Source organism: Paenibacillus ihumii (assembly GCF_001403875.1).
Lineage (GTDB): Bacteria > Bacillota > Bacilli > Paenibacillales > Paenibacillaceae > Fontibacillus > Fontibacillus ihumii.
In genome coordinates this window covers 939,811-959,087 of sequence record NZ_LN884299.1, presented here as the reverse complement: position 1 = coordinate 959,087, position 19,277 = coordinate 939,811, and the positions used below count along the sequence as shown (strand labels likewise).

Below are 19,277 nucleotides of genomic sequence, written 5' to 3'. Positions count from 1 at the left end.
AAAATGAGTGTTGTATAGCATCTATCCTTTCTATACTGAATTTGTTAACCTCGCAGAACTGAAAGGAGAAAACATATGAACAGAGTCTTGCGCTCGAAAAAAGATTGGGCCCAGCAAATTATATTTCTCGGTCCGTGTCTCTTATTTTTTGTCATCATTGTGCTCGTCCCATTCGCCCTCGGGTTCTATTACGCATTCACCGATTGGAACGGTCTCGACTTGGATAAGGCTGTCTGGACGGGGGCGGATAATTGGAGAAAAATCTTCATGAACGACGACAAGTTCTGGGAATCTCTTATCTTCACGCTGAAGTTTACAGTAATTTCAGTGATCTTCTCCAACATCTTAGCATTATCCCTCGCGCTAATTTTGACCCGGTCCTTAAAGACACGGAAAATTCTTCGAACGGTCTTCTTTATGCCTAATGTGATAGGCGGCATTCTGCTCGGATATATTTGGCAGTTCATTTTCACGAAGGGGTTTAGCACGATCGGAGAATTGACCGGCCTATCCTTTTTTCAATTGCCATGGCTTGGGACGCCTTCCACTGGTTTTTGGGGACTCATTATCGTGTTTATCTGGCAAACCGCAGGATATATGATGGTTATCTATATTGCTGCCTTGGCAGGAACCCCGAAAGATTTGATCGAAGCTGCCCAGATTGACGGAGCACGTCCACATCAACTTCTGCGAAAAATATACATTCCCTTGATTATGCCGGCGATTACAATTTGTCTCTTCCTTACGACTTCCAACGCCTTCAAAATGTTTGATCTCAACCTGTCTTTGACGAAGGGCGGTCCTGGCACTTCAACACAATCATTGGCTTATAACATCTACGCCGAAGCTCTGATAAATAACCGTTATGGCCTGGGCACAGCTAAAGCACTTCTGTTCTTTCTCGCCGTGTCGGCGATTACAATTGCGCAGGTTTGGGTGACCAAGCGCAAGGAGGTTTCCGCCTAATGTTCTCTCAAAATCAAAAATATCGAACAACACTGTTGATTGTGGAAGTCGCCGCTATATTACTAGGCATCCTTTTTTTAGCTCCCTTTTACCTGGTGCTGACCAACTCGGTTAAAACGCTTAAAGAGATTCTGATCGACGCAGCATCCTTTCCTCAAATCTTTCACTGGGATAATTACCGGAACGTCTGGAGCGCAATAGACTTTCCTCAAGCATTATGGAACTCCTTTCAAATTACCGGACTTAGCGTAGTTCTCATCGTTCTGTTCAGTTCCATGGCTGCTTACCAAATCGTCCGGAAACCAACCCGATTCAATATGCTGGTGTTCCTACTGCTGATTTCGGCCATGATCATACCGTTTCAGTCCATCATGCTACAATTGGTTCGGGTCACAAGTTTGCTGGAATTGCGCGGGGAATTATACGGCATTGTGGCTTGTTATCTCGGTTTTGGGATGCCGTTATCCGTATTTCTGTTCCATGGATTTATCAAGACGGTTCCAGTCGAATTGGAAGAGGCGGCCAAGGTAGACGGTTCAAACCCTTTCGGGGTTTATTTCCGCATCGTTTTTCCTCTATTAATGCCAATCGCAATTACTGTCGTCATCCTGAATACATTATGGATCTGGAACGATTATCTGCTACCCGTACTTGTGATTGGAGGCAATAAAGATCTGACAACCTTACCCTTGGCTGTCACGAAATTTTTCGGCCAGTACACCAAAAAATGGGACCTTGCGCTAGCTGGCCTGGTAATGGCCACTACACCGATTATCATTTTCTTTCTCTCCCTCCAAAAATATATCCTCGAGGGTGTGACAGCAGGTTCCGTTAAAGGATAGGAAGCAATAACAATAATGTCCACTTTTTTCAGCAAAATATTAAGTGTCTGCTTGAATGCGATTTCAATAGAATGGCCTTGTAAGCAAAATAAAAAGGGAGGTTATTATATGAAAAAATGGAAGCTCGCCCTGATTGTCGCAACCGTTTTCACTTTAATGATTGCAGGCTGTGGCAAAAGCGGCAACAATGGCAACGGCAAGGAAGGGAACCAAGGTACACAGACTAATAACACCGAACAAACCCAGCAAGGGACAAAAAAAGACATCAGCATTAAAATGTTTAACTACAAAGTTGAAATTGCCGAATCACTTAATAAACTGGCCGAAGAATACGAGAAAGAAACCGGTGTTAAAGTAGAAGTGGAAACACATGGCGGCGGTGAAGATTATAGCGCATTGCTAAAGGCCGAATTGGCTTCGGGCTCCGAACCGGAGATCTTCAATAACGGCGGCTATGTCGGCATGATTCCTTATATGGATCGTACGACGGATCTTACTGACGAGCCTTGGACCAAAGATCTGATTGAAACGTCAAAAACCCCTACTACGGTAGACGGGAAGCTTTACGGCATGCCCATGAATGTGGAAGGATACGGTATTGTTTATAACAAGTCATTGTTTGAGAAAGCTGGAATTACCGAAGAACCTAAGACCCTTTCACAATTGAAAGAAGCCGTTGAAAAGTTAAACTCCGCAGATATTACACCCTTCATGGCAACGAATGAATGGTGGTCACTAGGTATGCACCTGGTCAATGTCGGACTCGCCAACCAGCCCAATCCGCAAAAGTTTATTGAAGATGTCAAAGCAGGAAATGCGACCTTTAAAGACAATGAGGTTTTCAAACAATGGCTGGATCTGGTCGACTTGGTATTCAACCATGCACAAAAGGATAAAATGACAACGGATTACGCCTCACAAATCGCCAACTTTTCAGCAGGTAAAGCTGCGATGATGATCCAAGGCAATTGGACACAAGCCGACATCGATAAGATCGATCCTAGCCTGCAGTTAGGAGTGCTTCCAGCTCCAATCAACGATAAGGAAGGCAGCGTTTTAATCGGAGTACCTAGCAATTATATTGTTAACAGCAAATCGGAACATCCGGAAGAAGCAAAAGACTTTCTGAACTGGCTGGTAACGTCCGAAACCGGAAAGACATTTGTAAGCAAAGAGTTTAAATTTATCCCTGCCCTTACAAGCATTGAGGCAACAGAAAATGACATTGGCCAAATTGCTGTCGCCGTCCAAGAGAAATCCTCAACTGCTGTCGGCTGGTACTGGGACCTGTTCCCGGACGGTGTTACGCAAGGCTTTGGAGCTGCGATGCAGGAATACTTAGGAGCCCAAATCTCAAGAGAGGAGCTTCTGGAGAAGCTGGATAAGGCAGTTCAAGATATTGTAAAACAGTAGTCAAATCACTTCAATTTTAAAATTCGACAAACAAGCCAGCTTGGCAGTCCCTTTTGCCAGCTGGTTTGTTTGCTATTATATAACTGCTCGTTGTTTTCAAATATACATTTTTTCAAATCAAGCAGTCTATTACTGAAAAACAATTCTTTTAAACGATTCATCCATCTCGTTATTTTTTCTTATAAAACTCATGATACAGCTTCATCAGCGCCCTTTTCTCAATCCGCGACACATAGCTCCGGCTAATCCCCAGCTCCTTGGCGATTTCACGCTGCGTCCGCTCCTCGCCTCCATGCTCGAGACCAAAGCGACCCTTAATGACCTCCTGCTCCCTGGCCTCGAGAATATCGAGGTTTTGATAGATTTTGCTCTTCTCCATCTTCAGCTGAACCCGGTCCACTACGTCGTCGGCTTCCGTTCCCAGAATATCTATGAGTGTGATTTCATTACCCTCTTTATCCGTTCCAATCGGATCGTGCAGCGACACATCTTTACGCGTCTTCTTCAACGACCGGAGATGCATCAGTATCTCGTTCTCAATACAGCGCGCCGCAAATGTCGCCAGCTTGGTCCCTTTGTTCGGCCGGAAGCTCTCAATGGCTTTAATCAAACCGATCGTCCCGATCGAGATCAGATCCTCCAGATCCTCGCCGGTATTATCGAATTTCTTGACGATATGAGCCACCAGCCGCAGATTATGCTCAATCAGCATATTTCGGGATACAGCATCTCCTTCAGCCATGAGCTGAAGATGCTTCGCTTCCTCCTCCTCCGTCAATGGCTGGGGAAACGCATTGTTTTTCACATAAGACACAAGCAAAGTCAGCTGTTTCACGAACAAGGCAATCGCAGAAAATAATTCCATGTACAAAGCACCCCCACGTCGATTGGCCGAAGGGGAACGCCCCGCTCCAGCTCACAATGAAGTTCAGTTCTACATTGTATGTGGGCACTGGCCTAGATGTGCATGTACGGGGAAAGTATCTCGCTTCAATTAAGCAGCCGTTCAATTTCCTCACACAGCAGTTCTATTTCGGCTCTTGTGCCGATGGATATGCGGAGTTTATCCTCAAGCCGGGGTTGTTCAAAATACCGTACATAGATATGTTTTTCAAGCAGGCGCTCGTATAGTTCCTTAGCATTCATCTGTTCGGGGGGAGTGCATAGAACAAAGTTAGTCTGTGACGGAATGACTGCAAAGCCCATAGCTTGAAGCTTGATCGATAAAATATCACGATTTCTTCGGATGGCAGATGTCTTCTCTGCCAGGTCATTCTGATCGCATAATGCGGCTAAGGCAAGCTTTTGGCTGAGCCAGTTCACATTATAAGCCGTCTTTACCTTGAGCAAGGCACCGATGATCTCTTCATCGGCAAAACAATAGCCCACTCGTACTCCACACAGCGAATAGGACTTCGAAAATGTCCTTACCACAATGACATTGTTGCAGCTTGAAATTAGCGGTACTGCAGAAGCGGCCTCATCGGCAAAATCAATGTAGGCTTCATCAATGATGACCAATCCGGAGAATCCATGTACCAGCCTCTTCACCTCCGAATAGGGGAGACAACGTCCTGTAGGAGCATTCGGGTTAACAAGAACCGTGACATCAGCACCGCTATCTATCAATAAATTAATATCAATTGAAAAATCCTCTCTCGTTGGAATGTTAACCACCTGTGCTTGTCTAACCGCAGCAGCGGTACGATAAAAAGCAAATGATGGATCAGGCATCGCAATTCTGGACCCGGCATTAATGCAGGCTTGAAAAATAAGTGTAATAATTTCACTTGAACCGTTTCCGCACAAAATCTGCTCCGGTTGGACCTGATGCCTCTGGGCCAGTTCATTTCGAAGCTCTTCACAAAGTCCATCCGGATACAAGCGCAGACTTTCCTCATCCATCTCCTTGAGAACTTTAATTACCTCCTTGGAAGGCGGATACGGATTTTCATTTAGATGAAGCTTGATCGCTCCGCTGCTTTCCGTTGGCTGTTTAGCAGTAACATACGGTTTCATTCGCTCAATATGATCGAGAATGATCGGCATTTGCACCACTCCTTATCGTCCATTAATAAATTCAACAGCTATGTACTTCACTTGCAAGAGAGATTATGATAACGATATCTGGAGATGGAATAATGTTAAATGGTCAGATCTTGTAAATTTTAGATGTCAGATTGATCTAGCAGGAAAGGAGTCAGCCTTGTGATTCAATTAATACCTAGCCTGGAGGAAGGATCCAAAGCCCCTCTGTATCTACAGCTGTACCAATATATACGCGATGAAATAGTATCAGGAAGAATTAAAGAGAACACAAGGCTGCCATCGGTTAGAAATCTGTCTGCCTATTTAGAAATAAGCAGAACACCCGTTGCAGATTGCTACGAGCTGCTGCTTGCAGAGGGGTATGTCACGAGCAAGCCCCGGAGCGGTTTCTATGTCGCTTCATTTAATGAGCATTTGTCCGTAACACACGAAACTAATACAGCTTTGATAAAAGACACACCTCAGAGCAATATTCTGGATTTTCACTATGACAAGACCGATCTAGTTCACTTCCCCTACAAAAAGTGGAACAAGCTAAACAACGCATGCTTAACGCCTGAAAACCTTCAACTGCTTCAATCCGGAGATCTCCAAGGCATGCCGGGGTTGCGAAGAGAAATCGCATCGTATTTGCATCAAATGCGCGGTGTCCGCTGTGAGCCAGAGCAAATTATCATCGGGGCCGGCACATATCATTCCTTAGGCTTGTTATTTCAGCTATTTAAGGATGAAGTGGCCGTTGTGGCCACAGAGGAAGCAGTCAATGTAGGAGTAAAGGGAATTTTCGATCAATTATCTTCAATTTCCTTTTGTCCGCTTGCGCTTGAGAAGGATGGCATCAGCATAGACGAGTTATATCAAAGCAAGGCCCAAGCGGTTTATGTGACCCCTTCGCACCAGTTTCCTTTCGGCATGACTTTGCCCATGGAAAAACGACGGAGACTGCTGCAATGGGCTAAGGAACAGCAGGCTTATATTATAGAAAACGACTATGACGGGGAATTCCGCTATAACAGCCGGCCTCTCCCCTCATTGCAAAGCCTCGATGAACATGAAAAGGTAATTTACATAGGAACTTTTTCAAGGGTTCTGACTCCTCATATCAGAATCAGTTACCTGGTCTTGCCGCAGCCTTTATTAGAGCACTTTCAGCGTAAAAAACATGGCTATAACCAGCTATCATCACCGATCCTGCAAATGACATTGCAGTTGTTTATGGAATCGCAGGATTTTGCAGGTCATATTCGCAAAATGCGCTCCCTATATCAACGTAAATATGAAATTTTACTGCATTCTATAAAGTCTGTTTTCGAGCAAAATGCAGAGATCATCGGGCAAGGTTCAGGCCTCCATGTATTGCTAAAGGTTAAAAATAATATGAGTGAAGAACAGTTAGTTCTTACTGCTGAACATGCAGGAGTTAAAGTCTATCCGACCTCCGTCTATTGGCTGAATCCTAAAAAGGCCATGACCTCTACTGTATTAATTGGATTTGGAAGCTTGTCGGAGGATGAAATACAAACGGGAATTGCCAAGCTAGGCGAAGCCTGGGGAATGACCGGTAAATAATTGATTATCTTTTCTCTCCTATTGGCGAATTTCTCATGTTTGCAGTATGATGACTTTATTCATGGATTTATGGACTTTTTTAACGGTATGATGATTAAAATCAATGAAACGGAGGACTTGGGATGGGAGATTTTCGGCATCTGGACGCAATGCTGGACGGCTTTACGAAGAAGAATCTTGCTGGCTGTGCCTGCGCTGTAGCAAGACATGGGGAAATTTTGTATGAAGGCTATCACGGTTATGCCAATGTAAGCAAGGAAATCCCGATATCTGACGAAACGGTGTTCCGGTTGTTCTCTATGACAAAAGTCGTCGTATGTACCGCAGCCATGATGCTCTTCGAAAGAGGACATTTTCTCCTGAATGAGCCGCTGCATGAATACATTCCCGAATTTAAAAATCCGCAGGTCGTCAAGACCAAACCGAACGGCGAAATCTATATGGAAGCCGCCAAAAACCCGATTCTTATCAAAGACGCGTTCTGCATGACCGCAGGAATTCCTTACCCCTTCGGGGAATCCGAATCGGCCCGGCAGCTAAGAGATCTGCAGCAGAAGCTAAAGGAGGAGCATGGAAAATACAGCCTGCTCACCGAAGCCAAAGCCGCAGCTCAGGTTCCGCTGGCCTTTGAACCGGGCACACAGTGGCTTTACGGGTACGGGCACGACTTGGTCGGCGCTTTGATCGAGGTCATTTCCGGCAAATCGCTGGGCCAGTTTTTGCAGGAGGAGCTGTTCAGCCCGCTGGGAATGACCAGCACAGGATACCGTTATCGCGATAATATCGAGGAGCGGATGGCTTCCTGTTATAGCCCTGCCGCAGATGGATCTCTGCAGGAGGTTCCCGGCTGGCTTGATGAGCATCATCAGGCAGACTCTATTTATGAGGGCGGCGGTGTCGGACTATACTCCAACTTGAAGGATTATCTGGCCTTCACGCAAATGCTGGCCAACGGCGGAGTTTGGAAGGGTGAGCGAATCATCGGCCGGAAAACGATCGATCTAATGCGGACTAATCATTTAAATGACAGACAGTTGGCCGACTTCCACAATTCCTACCTTGCTGGTTACGGCTATGGGCTTGGCGTCAGAACCATGATGGATCCGGCGGCCGGCCACTCCAACAGCTCCATCGGTGAATTCGGCTGGACCGGCGCCGCGGGCACCTGGACTTCTATCGATCCAAGCGAAGGTTTCTCGGTCGTGTACATGCATCAATTATTCCCTAACATGGAGGAGTATCACCATCTTCGCGTCCGCGCAGCGGCTTATGGCAGCTTGTAACCCTATACAGCAGCAGAATAGAGCGTAATGATAGATTATTTTAAATGCATATAGCCAATCTACGGGGTTGAGAAGACCGTAGATTGGCTTTTCCAGTTTCGTTTGGACGATGCCTAGATGGCATCAAAAACTACTTGCCCGCATGCACCTTCAACTGAACGCTATAACCGTTGTAGATCGTCTGAACTTTATAACCGCTCGGCAATCCGGCGGTCTCTACCGTTGCAAATTCTCCATTTTTATCCGGACTGCCGTCCGTAATAATCGTGATGACGCCCTTAGGCACGTAACCCTTTGCAAAATTTACCCGCAGCTTTCCTGCGTACGATGCGCTTCCCTTAATCCGCAGCCCATCATTTGGGCCGTCAAGGCGAAGCTCCAGTGTTCCTTGCTCAGACTGCTTGAAGCTTCCTCCGATCGTCAGCTTGCCGGAAGCATTGGCAACCACGAGAGTGCCTCCCTGATTGGACACGTCCCCGAGGCCGAACGCCGTTTCGGATTCGCCAACAAGCGTCCCTCCGTCGATCCGCGTTCCCCCGGAATACATATTGCTGCCTTCCAGTTTTAATGTGCCTGTCCCTTTCTTAATCAGCCTGCCTATGCCGGAGATGTCATTACGCCAGCGGTCCTCTGCATGAAAGCCGCCTTGTGTAGAATCCATTGTTGCCGTAACGTCACCTGCAAATGCGCCGTATCCATCCGCTGCTGCAAAGAGATTGAGACGCCCCCAGCCTTCCTCGTCATCCAGCACGGGATATCCAGAAGGGAGAGCCGTTGTAGCCAGCACCCAGCGGCGCTGCGTATCGTCCAGGTATGGCAATCGCGTCTCCAACAGCACCTCCGCTCCTTTCGGCACGACAGCCGGCTTGCCTGTTGGCCCTGCCTGTGGAAAATCATAAGTCAACCGCTTCGTAAAGTTCTGCTTGTTCGCAGCATAATCGCTGAAACGATCTGCCGCTGCCCCCGTATGAGCGAGCAATATATTGTGCGCCTCCTCGTAGGCCGCCTTCTTCAGGCTGCTGTTGGCCGGATCATTCAGGATTGCCGCAGCTAGCGCTGTCGCCATGACCCGCCCTCCCATGACGTCAAATGGCGAATGCATGCCTGCGACAATCCGATTATGCCCAAGCTCCGACGCGCGGGTGAGCAGCTCTTGGTAACGCTCCGGGATGGCATAAGCCATCGCGTAGGCCGTCAAATATGCCGCATTCGTGTGACCGCTGGGATAGCCGCCGTCATTGCTTGGATCGGGGTTTTGAGCTGGAACAAGAGTTGGCAGGACAGCTACATGGTCATTCCAGCGGAAAGGGCGGGCATAGTTGTAATAGCTCTTCGCAGGATTCGTCGAAGAATAGCTGCCGCGCAGCGTATCGACTAAGCTGACAATACTGCCAAGCGATGATTCGGGAATGCCCGAATTCGTCCCCTCATCGTCATATTTTTTACGGGTAGCGTCGGCCGGAATGCTTTTGATCGTCGTCCTAGCTCCTGCTTTGACGCGGTAGATATCGGTAAGGGGGCCTAATCCTTCAATGACGCTGTAGCTTTGCTTGCGGCGGTCATCGTAATAGGCGGCTTCCGCCTCTTCAACCGTCCGGTTGGCAGTGATTTCGACGACCTTCTGGATATTGGCGTCCAGCAGCGCATTGTTCAATTTGCTTCCCGTATCCCAGCTGTCCCCGGGAGTCCAGAGCTTGTGATATTCCGATAGAACTCCAATCGCGGGATTGAAGACGGCCGATAAATGATCTTTATCATTATTTTTGTAATGGTCCACAAAGTAACCCCATGACGGCTTCGGCGGAGCTACCGATTCGGGGATTGCCACGGCGCTTGCCCCTGCTCCTCCGCCAAGGCTCCCTGACAGCAAACATACCGCTAAGGATACAACGATTCGTTTTTTGTTCGACGGCTTCAACTTAAACATAATTCTCCTCCTGCTGGCATGAATTCAGATTTATACAAAAATATGTACATATCAACCGTAACTTACGATTGTCATGGTAGAGTCCGGGACATGTTATTAAATTATTAAATTTCTGGACATGACATAACAGGCAATCAGGCAAAACAGCTCATTCCGAAATCAATACAGCATTTCTGTTTAAACATCCTCTTCTTTCCTTTAATATAAAAGACGGGAGCTGCTTCACCTTATTTAGCAGCTCCCGTCTTAAACTAAACAATCCACTCTACTAGCTGATGAAAAGGACGTAATCAACCATGCTGCAATCCATGAACCGCCTGCTGAACCGCTTGATGCCTATAATTACTCCGGTGAGCATCGTCATTGGTCTCCTTTGCGGCAGCCGCCTGTCTTCATTTACTTATTTGTCCCCATGGCTGTTCGCATTCATGACCTTTGCCGGAAGCATCAGCCTCGGTTTTAAAGATTTTGTGAATGTGCTCAAGAGGCCCTTGCCCCTGATCATCTGCCTGTTCATTCTGCATCTGGCGATGCCTCTCATTGCGATGGGCTTCGGCCATCTTGTCTATCCGGGAGATATGTATATGATCACTGGGCTAATCCTCGCTGCCAGCATACCGACGGGGGTCAGCACCTTTGTATGGGTCAGCATGTACAAAGGTAACATCGCCCTGACGCTATCGATTATTCTGATTGACACGATGCTGGCTCCCTTCCTTGTTCCCGGCATTCTATCCTTGCTCGTCGGCACCGATGTGCAATTGGATGTATACGACATGATGAGCAGCCTGTTCTGGATGATCGTCGTGCCCTCCCTGATCGGCATGATTTTGAATGAATGGAGCAAAGGAGGTATCGCACCCATTTGGGGTCCGCGGCTCAACCCGTTTTCTAAGCTCGCGATGGCCGCCATCGTGGCCATTAACGGCTCGGTCGTCGCCCCCTATCTTACGGATTTCAGTCTGCATTTGGCAGGTCTGGCCGTCGTCATCGTGGTCATAGCTTCTACGGGCTACTTGCTCGGCCTGGCCTTCTCCAAGCTCATGGGGTGGAGTTATCCCGACAGAGTCGCGCTCATCTTCAATGGCGGCATGCGGAACATTAGCGCGGGGGCGGTGCTGGCCGTTACTTATTTTCCCGCTCCTGTTGCCGTTCCGGTCGTACTCGGCATGGTATTTCAGCAAATGATCGCCTCCCTTGTCGGTTATTTGCTCGGCCGCAGTGTTCGGGCAGATAAGGGGCAATCGAAAAATGCTGTGGGACTTTAAGCCGTTTATCATACTCATCGTTGAAATAGCAGGCCATTTATTACAAGCTCCCAGCCCATTCACTTCCTGGGTAAAAGCTAACTGACTCCATTAAAAAAACAAATTCTCTTTTCCGATATACAAAATAGGGATGATCATTCCTACATTTAAAGAAAGAGGGATAACAGCATGAACAAACAAAACTTCAAACAAAAAATGGCCATCTTTAGTACAGGCTTCGTGGCTGCGGCCGTACTGACGACAGCTACCTCTGCATGGGCGGCCCCGCTTCAAAAGCAAATTACTGCCTTCTTTAATGGCACGAAAATTTACGTCGACGGCAGGCTCGTCCAATCAACTGATGCCAAGGGCAACAAAATCGAACCGCTCGTTTATGAAGGAACCACGTATCTTCCCGTCCGGGCAGTAGCGGAAGCCTTCAACAGCAAAGTAACATGGGACGCTCCGGGCAACAGCATTTATATAGGCAAAGTCAATGCAACCGATCACGATGTTTCCTTGTCTTCACTCGACTTTCTTAGCGAAAGTCAAAGTATCAAATGGGGACATTTGGATTGGCAGAGCCACAGCAGCAACAAAGTAACTGCCTGGAGCCCGGAAGACGATAAGGATAACACCGGGACCAATTATAATGATGGCCTGAAATTCGAGCTTGTCGGCTCCGGCACGGGGGCTACGCATGGTCTGGCTATGGAGAGAGAATACCTGCTGAACCAGAAATACAAATCTTTTAGCGGCAGCTTTGTCCTCCACTATGACAGCCGTTCCTCGGAGGAGGCTCACGCTACGCTTAAAGTTTACGGAGACGATCAACTCCTCTATACTTCCGACAAACTGGAGAAGGGCGTGCTTCCGATTGATTTCGATGTTAACGTCTCAAATATCAGTAAACTAAAAATCGTCATTACCAACACCGACTCCGACATGGATTACAAAGATAAGCTCTACTTCGGAATCGTTAATGCCGGGTTCAAGAAGTAGTTCTCTTATTCATAAGGGCCTTGCCGCATCCGCGGCAAGGCCCCTTTCTTTATTTCCCTTTTCAAATCTTCACACTAGCAATATGCAGGCACTACCGTACCGATGTCTGCACAGGTTACAAGTGTATCCCCTGTCCAGGTCTTTCGTTCATTCCCTTTAATTTCAAGCGTATAAATCCGGCCTTCGAACTCTATCTCGCCTTGTACCGGCGCATACGTCATCCCGACCATTTCCCGCAGTTGTCCATTGCGGTCCGTTACTGCCCTGGTGCCGTAAGGAAAACGCATATAAACCTCGCCGTTCCGGTGCACTGTGGCGCCCGCTCGGGTATTCACCAATTCATACAGCACGCCATCGATGAAGCGGGAATACGCTGTTTCTCCGGCCACCTCTTCCCCATGATCCATCGGATACGGCAGCAGCCCTGTGAACCATAGCTCTCCTTCAGGCGTAGGCATAATCCCGCACATCCGCTCTACGAAATCCAGCACGCATAAAAGCGATGGTGAATAAGTATCCGTGTATCCTTCTTCTCCCGTCCATGGGCTTAATGTTTGCGAAAAACGAGTCATACGCGACATTGCACTTAATATCGGCTGCATCACCCAGGTCAACTCCACATATCGGCCGTGATGCTCAAAAGCATGCGGCGTTCGAATCAAAGTCAGGAAATTCGTGGGCCCAGCCCAGCTATTATACGCCGAGGACGGATCAAAGCGCGGATCATCCATCGCTACTGAGGTTAAAGGATATTTAGCAAAAAACTTGCTCGTATTCAACAAGTAACGTCTCAGCGCCTTGTCGAATAATGCACGGTCCCCTGTCTCACAGGCTAATACCCTCAGCAATACATCGGACTGGACGCGGACGAACTCCCCGTTCCGATCCACATCATAGAAGAACTCGTCGGTTTCGTCGAAGCAGTGCCTGAACAAGCTCTGCTCGCTCTGCTTGGCCTTCAGCTCCCATTCCGCCCCTTCCGCCTCTGCTCCCAATTCACGCGCCATCCTGGCCAAATATTGGCGCTGGCAATATACGTTAGCTGTCAAATCAGGCGCCAGAAATGGAAGTATGGGCGAATCCGGGTTATACTTCCGGGCATCGTCCAAATGGGCGGTATCAGGAACATGCCAAAAGCGCGGCGACAGATCATGGCCGGTATCGAATGTGCAGAATGCTTCTACGCAGCCGGTGCCCCGAGTGTTCCGATACCGGGCGAGCCATTCGTCAAACCGGGCCATGGCGGTGTACATTACCCTCAGGAAGACCTGATCACTTGTACCGCTTACGTTCAGCATATAGTGATTCCATACACTTCTGGCCAGCGGAGTTACCATCTGGATTTGCCTGTAGCCCGGCCCCTGGGCCGTTACTTTATAGGGCATCTGGCCGTCGTCCCTTTGATAATCGGCGAACAGGCGGAACGTAGCCTCCGCCACGCCGGGTATGAATCGTGACAGCAGCTCGGCATTGATCGTCCCCGTGCTCTCCAGCCAGGTGCCCGGATAAGCTCCGCCTTCATGCAGGACGTGAGCACCTCCTCGGGACATAACGATGCAATCCAGCAGCTTGCGCCCCGCGGAGTAATAGACGCCCTCGAACCGTTCCGCCGAGGATACAAACTTAACGCCTGAACGCTGCCATTCCTCAAGTACTGATCCGTGAGAACTTTGCTTCTCCTCCCCAATCAGCGCTACCGCGTCCAGCCCCCGCAGCTTTGTCAATAAGCTCTCATTCAATCTCATCAGCCTCTTTACAATGTAATCATCGATGCTCTTCTTTTCACCGCTTACGCCCACGGTCCATCATGCTCGTAGCGAAAGCCTTGAAAATCGGCTCTGCCGCCTTTCTCACCGATCGTATAACTAAACAGTCCGACTCTCGCTCCCTTCCAGAAGCCTGCGCTCATGCGGCACTCGCCGCCTAACGGGATAAAGATTACCCCATCCAGGCTGAAGAAGAAGCTGGTCTCGCCCGATAAATCGATATGACTCTTCAGCCAGACCGATTCGCCGGCAAGCTTCGGACCGTGGAATACCGTTCCGCCTGTAACGGCTTGAAGATAATTGCCGCCTTCCTCTGTCACAACGCCGATCCAGTTCTCTTCCCGGGCGCAGAGGAAGGCCAAGCCGGCCCGCTGTCCCGGATTCATATGCAGGACGCTGAGCTCAGTACATACGATGCCTTTGCTTCCGATCAGCTTCTGGGTCAAAGTGTTTCTCGCCTGCAGAAGCTCCGGCGCCGGCATTGCCTTCAGCCGCAAATATCCCGGCCTTTCGCGCAAAGACCAGCCGTCATTGACCGGATTATGGTTCCACTGCCACTGCAGTCCGAGCTCCGGCCCCTCAAACGTATCCGAGGTCTGCGGCAGCCGCACCGGATGACGCCCGGCGACGGACGGCTTCCCATACACGGCCACGGGCTCTCCAGCCGCGCCAATGACGGGCCAATCGTCCACCCACTCCACTGGCTGCAGGTGACACACCCTTCCGATCGCACCCGCGCTCTGGAAATGCATGAACCACGTCTCCCCGCTGTCCAGCTCCACCAAGGCTCCCTGGTGCGGGCCGTTGATATCGGTCGCTCCCTTCTGCAGGACGACCCGGCGTTCATACGGGCCATAAATATCCCTGGCGCGAAGCACAGTTTGCCAGCCCGTCTCTACGCCGCCCTCGGGAATTACCAAATAATAATATCCGTTTCTCTTGTATATTTTCGTTCCTTCGGCAATTTTTCCTACATAGACGATGATGCCGTCATCCAGCAGCGTCCTGCCGTCCGCGCTCATGCGATGAATAATAATCGGGCCGGCGCCAACGGTGCTGTGACCCAGATAGGCATGGCCGTCGTCGTCCCAGAATGGGCAGGGATCCTCCCAGCCGGCGACGCGCTTCACTTCATGAAGCGGACTCCAGGGACCGGCAGGGTCCTGAGCCGTGCTCATGTACAGCCCTTCATCCGGCGTGCAGAAATACACATAGAACAGCCCATTGTGATAGCGGAGCGCAGGCGCCCAGCTCCCTTTGGCATAAGCCCGCATGTCGTCATACGCCGGATCGATATCCAGCCGTTCGTATACTTTGCCGATAATCGACCAGTTGACCAGATCCTTCGAATGCAGCACCGGCATGCCCATGAAATGAAAATCCGAGCACACCATATAGAAATCATCGCCCACGCGGATGACGTCCGGATCGGAGAAATCCGCGTTCAGCACAGGATTGCGGTAATAGCCGTTGCCGAGATCCCCCCACGCAGGCATTGTCATCGTTCGGTTCATATCCACTCTTTTTCCACTCCTTTATTCTAAAAAAGCTTATCCTTATCCCTTCACGCTTCCAAACACGAGCCCCTTCATGAAATATTTCTGCAGGAACGGATAAATGATCAGTACCGGGAAGGCCGCCAGGAATACCTGAGCCGATTTAAACGTCCGGTTTGAAATCTCCGACATATCCAGCAGCTCGTTGGAGCTGACGATGCTCGGATCGGCCTCGATAATGATCGTCTGCAGATAGCTCTGCAGCGGATAGTTAGCAGGCGAGTTCATGTAGATCAAGCCGTCAAACCAGGAGTTCCAGTGCCCCACGAGAACAAACAGCGATATTGTCGCCAAGGCTGGCTTCGAAAGCGGACAATAGATGCTCCACAGCACGCGCCAATGCCCGGCCCCGTCCATATAAGCCGCTTCCTCGATTTCTTTGGGCAGGTTGCGGAAGAAATTCATCAGCAGGATGACATTGAATACGGGGACGGCGCCAGGCAGTACAAGCGCCCAGATCGTATCCAGCAGCCCCAAGGACTTGATCGTCATATAGGTCGGAATCAGCCCGCCGTGGAACAGCATCGTAATGATGAAGAACCAGGCATACAAGTTCCGCATCCCGAGCGCCTTTTTCTCCTTCGATAGCGGATAGGCGATCGAAATGGTAATAAGCATGTTGACGATGTAGCCGAGCAGCACTCGTTTGCCCGAAACGAAAAATCCAGTCAAAAATTCATTTTTGGTCAGCGCGTATTTATATGAGGCGACCGTAAAATCAACGGGCCAGAGCTTAACATACCCGGCTGCAGCCGCGCTGCTGGAGCTGAAGGAAATGGCGAGCACGTTGATTAACGGCAGAATGCATACAATGGCCGTAACGGTTAGCAGAATGTAGTTGAACGTCAGAAATATTTTTCGGCTGATTGATATTTTGTGCATGCCTTCTCCCTCCTAGAAAACCCTGTATCCGGCGTATTTGTTGGCCAGCTTGTTGGACAGGACGATCAAGACGAAGGAGATCAGCGATTTGAACAAGCCAACCGCCGTCGCCACGCCGTATTGCGCGTCCACGAGACCGATCCGGTACACTAGCGTATCGATGATATCCCCTGTGCTGTAGACCATAGGGCTGTACAGGTTGAACACCTGCTCAAAGCCCGCATTAAGCACATTCCCCAAGCTGAGCACGGTCATCAGGGTAATGATCGGCAGCATGCCGGGCAGCGTAATGTGAATCGTCTGCTTCCAGCGGTTCGCGCCGTCCATGGTGGCCGCTTCATACAGGCTCTGATCGATCCCCGTCAAGGCGGCCAAATATACGATCGTGCCGTAACCGAAGGTTTTCCAGGTGTCTGTCAAGACGAGCGTATAAGGGAACCACTTATCATCCCCCAGGAAAAAGATCGGCTTGATGCCGAATACGCCCAGAAATTGATTTACGATCCCGCTCGAAGGAGACAATATGTCGATCAGAATCCCGCCCAGGATGACCCAGGACAGGAAATAAGGAAAATAAATAATCGTTTGAATCGTACGTTTGAAAAAGGCTCCCGCCAGCTCATTGAGCAGCAGCGCAAATATAATCGGGACGATCAGTCCCGCGATAATTTTCAATACGGCGATAAAGATGGTGTTCCATAGTACGCTCGTGAAGTTCGGCATGTCCAGCATATAGCGGAAATTGTCGAACCCGATCCATTTGGAGTTGAAAATCCCCTTGGAGGGAACGAACTTCTGAAAAGCGATCACCGTCCCCATAATCGGGACATAGCTAAAAATAACTGTTAAAATAATGCCGGGTAAAATCATCAGATGCAGAGGAATTTCCTGCAGTTTCTTCTTCATTCCCATTGCGGCCCCTCCATTCATGCCATGCTGACAATAAAAAGGGAAAATAGAGTTGCCCCTTTCTTCCCTTTTCATCGTCCTCTTATCCAATCCGAGCCAAACTTTTATTTGTTCTTCTCAGCCCATTCGTTGACTTCCTTCGTAATTTGCTCTCCGCCAAGCTTCTTCCAGTCCTCTACGAACTTGTCGAAGTTATCCAGCGACTGTCCCATGATGATTTTCGTGAATACCTCTTCCTCCATCTTCTCCAGGGTAGCGAGCTTCTCCACCATTGTCGGCGTTGGCGCCCCGTAGAAGGCATCGAAAATGTAGTTATCCTCCTGAACATAATGATCGATTACGTCGAAGCTGCTTGGCGAACCGAATACGCGTTCCGTTCCCCAGTTCGCTCTGTTGCCGCCCCGGTAGTCGACGATTCTGTCATAGTAGCCCTTTTCCTCAACAGACAGCTGGGATGGGTCATTCGTTTCCAGAGCCTGCATCGTATTCAAGTGCGCGTTCAGGTTTTTCTTGGCCGGGTCGGCGCTGATCAAACTGTACAGATAGACCGGAATGTTCGTATCGGTAATCCCGAATTTACTGTTCTCTTGAGCGACTTCCGGATCATAACCCTGCATGCTGAAGTTCAGCAGCTTGATAATCGCTTCCGGATGCTTGCTGTCCTTGCTCACCCCGTAATATCTCGTAATCGGCATTTTGCCGATCGGGGTTGCCTTCTTGTCATCCACGGATACAAGCGGCAATGCCTTCCACTCAGCCTTCGGATCATTGTCGACATTCTGCTGGATAATGGACAGCGGAGCAGACATGGAACCGTAGAACATGCCTACCTTGCCGCTCGCCACTGATTCGGTAACCTTAGCGCGATCCTTCACGCCAAACTCTCTATCCAGTATGCCTTTGGCGTACAAATCCTGAAGCTGCTGGAGCGCGTCCTTCACACCGGGCTGAATGCTGCCGTACACGAGCTGACCGGAATCGTCCTTCACCCATTTGCCCGGATTCACGTGGTAACCAGAGAAATATCCCGACGTACCGAAATGAGCATCCGTCAAAAATGTTTTGGTGAAGGCAAGGCCAAATGTATCGTCTTTGCCGTTGCCGTCCGGGTCATTTTTTGTAAACGCTTCCGAAATAGCGAGCACATCCTGCATCGTTTGCGGCTCCGGCAGTCCGAGCTTCTCCAGCCAGTCCGTCCGGACATACAATATCGGCAGCCCGTCGACCGCAGAGGACGTATGCGGAATCGCCATTAATCTGCCGCCGATCTTCGCCGTGTTGAAGCTGGCCTCATCCTGCAGCATGATTTCCTTCGTAATTGGCGATGAGTATTTCTCGAACAAGTCCGTCAAATCGTACAGCATGTCGTTCTCCGCCAGATCGGTCAGCTGCTTGTTCTTCAGCCACATAATATCGGGCAAGTCTCCGGAGGCGATCGACACGTTCATCTTCTGATCGAACTGCTCGACGGGAACCGTCCAGACATACTTCAAATTGATGCCGAGATCGCTTAAATAAGTGCGGGTATAAATATTGTCCTCGATCGTATCGTTGTTTTCGTATTTGTAAGTTGATTCTGTATAACGCCATGCCGTAATGTCCACGGGCGGATCATACTTCGCCATCAAATCCACATCGGTCTTGGCCGGATCCGGAGCAGCTGCGGGCGAATTCGCTTCCTTTGCGCCTCCGCAGGCTGTGAGCAGCATGAAACCTGCCAAGCATACAATTGCCGATTTCTTCATTGTTCTTCTCTTTTTCATATGAACCTCCCTGAAAGCTGTAAGTGGTATAGGGCCCTTATAGGTTTAATGTTAGATTTGAAACCGCTCTCATTCAATATTCATCTCTTGACATTTGAATCAG

The 19,277-nt window shown here is 49.3% G+C and carries 15 protein-coding genes; 7 read left to right on the top strand and 8 right to left on the bottom strand.

Annotated elements, in window-relative coordinates; all coding sequences use genetic code 11:
* Positions 1 to 75: 75 nt before the first annotated feature.
* From BN2762_RS11960 to BN2762_RS11950, 3 genes are all read left to right on the top strand, one after another.
* On the top strand, positions 76 to 966 hold the full coding sequence (locus tag BN2762_RS11960) for a carbohydrate ABC transporter permease (protein WP_055107209.1): 891 nt from the start codon (positions 76 to 78) through the stop codon (positions 964 to 966).
* Positions 966 to 1,808 (top strand): carbohydrate ABC transporter permease, encoded by an 843-nt coding sequence (locus tag BN2762_RS11955; protein WP_055107208.1) that lies wholly within the window; start codon positions 966 to 968, stop codon positions 1,806 to 1,808. The genes BN2762_RS11960 and BN2762_RS11955 overlap by 1 nt, the downstream gene beginning before the upstream one ends.
* Positions 1,809 to 1,916: 108 nt before the next feature.
* Positions 1,917 to 3,221 (top strand): ABC transporter substrate-binding protein, encoded by a 1,305-nt coding sequence (locus BN2762_RS11950; RefSeq protein WP_055107207.1) that lies wholly within the window; start codon positions 1,917 to 1,919, stop codon positions 3,219 to 3,221.
* 169 nt (positions 3,222 to 3,390) lie between these two features.
* On the opposite strand, the gene sigK is transcribed toward BN2762_RS11950, so the two are convergent.
* Together sigK and hisC are read right to left on the bottom strand one after the other, a co-directional pair.
* Positions 3,391 to 4,086 carry an RNA polymerase sporulation sigma factor SigK gene (gene sigK / locus BN2762_RS11945; protein WP_055107206.1) on the bottom strand — a complete coding sequence of 232 codons (696 nt, stop codon included), beginning with the start codon at positions 4,084 to 4,086 and terminating at the stop codon, positions 3,391 to 3,393.
* A 125-nt stretch (positions 4,087 to 4,211) separates the two neighbouring features.
* Positions 4,212 to 5,270, bottom strand: coding sequence for a histidinol-phosphate transaminase (gene hisC / locus BN2762_RS11940; RefSeq protein ID WP_055107205.1), 1,059 nt, complete (start codon positions 5,268 to 5,270; stop codon positions 4,212 to 4,214).
* Between the two features lie 159 nt (positions 5,271 to 5,429).
* Here hisC and pdxR point away from each other — a divergent pair, with 159 nt between their 5' ends.
* Both pdxR and BN2762_RS11930 read left to right on the top strand, forming a co-directional pair.
* Entirely contained in the window at positions 5,430 to 6,839 is a 1,410-nt protein-coding gene (pdxR, locus tag BN2762_RS11935; protein ID WP_055107204.1) for a MocR-like pyridoxine biosynthesis transcription factor PdxR, read from the top strand.
* A 122-nt stretch (positions 6,840 to 6,961) separates the two neighbouring features.
* Entirely contained in the window at positions 6,962 to 8,122 is a 1,161-nt protein-coding gene (locus BN2762_RS11930) for a serine hydrolase domain-containing protein (protein ID WP_055107203.1), read from the top strand.
* A 130-nt stretch (positions 8,123 to 8,252) separates the two neighbouring features.
* Here BN2762_RS11930 and BN2762_RS11925 read toward each other — a convergent pair whose 3' ends face one another.
* Entirely contained in the window at positions 8,253 to 10,040 is a 1,788-nt protein-coding gene (locus tag BN2762_RS11925; protein WP_392391591.1) for an acid phosphatase, read from the bottom strand.
* 305 nt (positions 10,041 to 10,345) lie between these two features.
* Here BN2762_RS11925 and BN2762_RS11920 point away from each other — a divergent pair, with 305 nt between their 5' ends.
* Together BN2762_RS11920 and BN2762_RS11915 are read left to right on the top strand one after the other, a co-directional pair.
* Complete coding sequence (locus tag BN2762_RS11920; RefSeq protein ID WP_055107201.1) at positions 10,346 to 11,317, top strand: bile acid:sodium symporter family protein; 972 nt, start codon at positions 10,346 to 10,348, stop codon at positions 11,315 to 11,317.
* Positions 11,318 to 11,485: 168 nt separating this feature from the next.
* Positions 11,486 to 12,298 carry an NPCBM/NEW2 domain-containing protein gene (locus tag BN2762_RS11915; protein WP_055107200.1) on the top strand — a complete coding sequence of 271 codons (813 nt, stop codon included), beginning with the start codon at positions 11,486 to 11,488 and terminating at the stop codon, positions 12,296 to 12,298.
* A gap of 74 nt (positions 12,299 to 12,372) precedes the next feature.
* On the opposite strand, the gene BN2762_RS11910 is transcribed toward BN2762_RS11915, so the two are convergent.
* The 5 genes from BN2762_RS11910 to BN2762_RS11890 form a co-directional block, all read right to left on the bottom strand.
* Positions 12,373 to 14,043 carry an MGH1-like glycoside hydrolase domain-containing protein gene (locus BN2762_RS11910; protein WP_055109966.1) on the bottom strand — a complete coding sequence of 557 codons (1,671 nt, stop codon included), beginning with the start codon at positions 14,041 to 14,043 and terminating at the stop codon, positions 12,373 to 12,375.
* Between the two features lie 44 nt (positions 14,044 to 14,087).
* On the bottom strand, positions 14,088 to 15,578 hold the full coding sequence (locus BN2762_RS11905) for a glycoside hydrolase family 43 protein (RefSeq protein ID WP_055109964.1): 1,491 nt from the start codon (positions 15,576 to 15,578) through the stop codon (positions 14,088 to 14,090).
* Between the two features lie 42 nt (positions 15,579 to 15,620).
* Positions 15,621 to 16,502, bottom strand: a complete 882-nt coding sequence (locus tag BN2762_RS11900) for a carbohydrate ABC transporter permease (RefSeq protein WP_055107199.1) — start codon at positions 16,500 to 16,502, stop codon at positions 15,621 to 15,623.
* Positions 16,503 to 16,514: 12 nt separating this feature from the next.
* Entirely contained in the window at positions 16,515 to 17,414 is a 900-nt protein-coding gene (locus tag BN2762_RS11895; RefSeq protein ID WP_055107198.1) for an ABC transporter permease, read from the bottom strand.
* 101 nt (positions 17,415 to 17,515) lie between these two features.
* Positions 17,516 to 19,174, bottom strand: coding sequence for an extracellular solute-binding protein (locus tag BN2762_RS11890; protein WP_055107197.1), 1,659 nt, complete (start codon positions 19,172 to 19,174; stop codon positions 17,516 to 17,518).
* Between the last annotated feature and the right edge of the window lie 103 nt (positions 19,175 to 19,277).

Coding starts and splice junctions, on each gene's coding strand:
- BN2762_RS11960 (WP_055107209.1), top strand. CDS start 76: ATGAACAGAGTCTTGCGCTCGAAAAAAGATTGGGCCCAGCAAATTATA.
- BN2762_RS11955 (WP_055107208.1), top strand. CDS start 966: ATGTTCTCTCAAAATCAAAAATATCGAACAACACTGTTGATTGTGGAA.
- BN2762_RS11950 (WP_055107207.1), top strand. CDS start 1,917: ATGAAAAAATGGAAGCTCGCCCTGATTGTCGCAACCGTTTTCACTTTA.
- sigK (WP_055107206.1), bottom strand. CDS start 4,086: ATGGAATTATTTTCTGCGATTGCCTTGTTCGTGAAACAGCTGACTTTG.
- hisC (WP_055107205.1), bottom strand. CDS start 5,270: ATGCCGATCATTCTCGATCATATTGAGCGAATGAAACCGTATGTTACT.
- BN2762_RS11930 (WP_055107203.1), top strand. CDS start 6,962: ATGGGAGATTTTCGGCATCTGGACGCAATGCTGGACGGCTTTACGAAG.
- BN2762_RS11920 (WP_055107201.1), top strand. CDS start 10,346: ATGCTGCAATCCATGAACCGCCTGCTGAACCGCTTGATGCCTATAATT.
- BN2762_RS11915 (WP_055107200.1), top strand. CDS start 11,486: ATGAACAAACAAAACTTCAAACAAAAAATGGCCATCTTTAGTACAGGC.
- BN2762_RS11910 (WP_055109966.1), bottom strand. CDS start 14,043: ATGAGATTGAATGAGAGCTTATTGACAAAGCTGCGGGGGCTGGACGCG.
- BN2762_RS11905 (WP_055109964.1), bottom strand. CDS start 15,578: ATGAACCGAACGATGACAATGCCTGCGTGGGGGGATCTCGGCAACGGC.
- BN2762_RS11900 (WP_055107199.1), bottom strand. CDS start 16,502: ATGCACAAAATATCAATCAGCCGAAAAATATTTCTGACGTTCAACTAC.
- BN2762_RS11895 (WP_055107198.1), bottom strand. CDS start 17,414: ATGGGAATGAAGAAGAAACTGCAGGAAATTCCTCTGCATCTGATGATT.
- BN2762_RS11890 (WP_055107197.1), bottom strand. CDS start 19,174: ATGAAAAAGAGAAGAACAATGAAGAAATCGGCAATTGTATGCTTGGCA.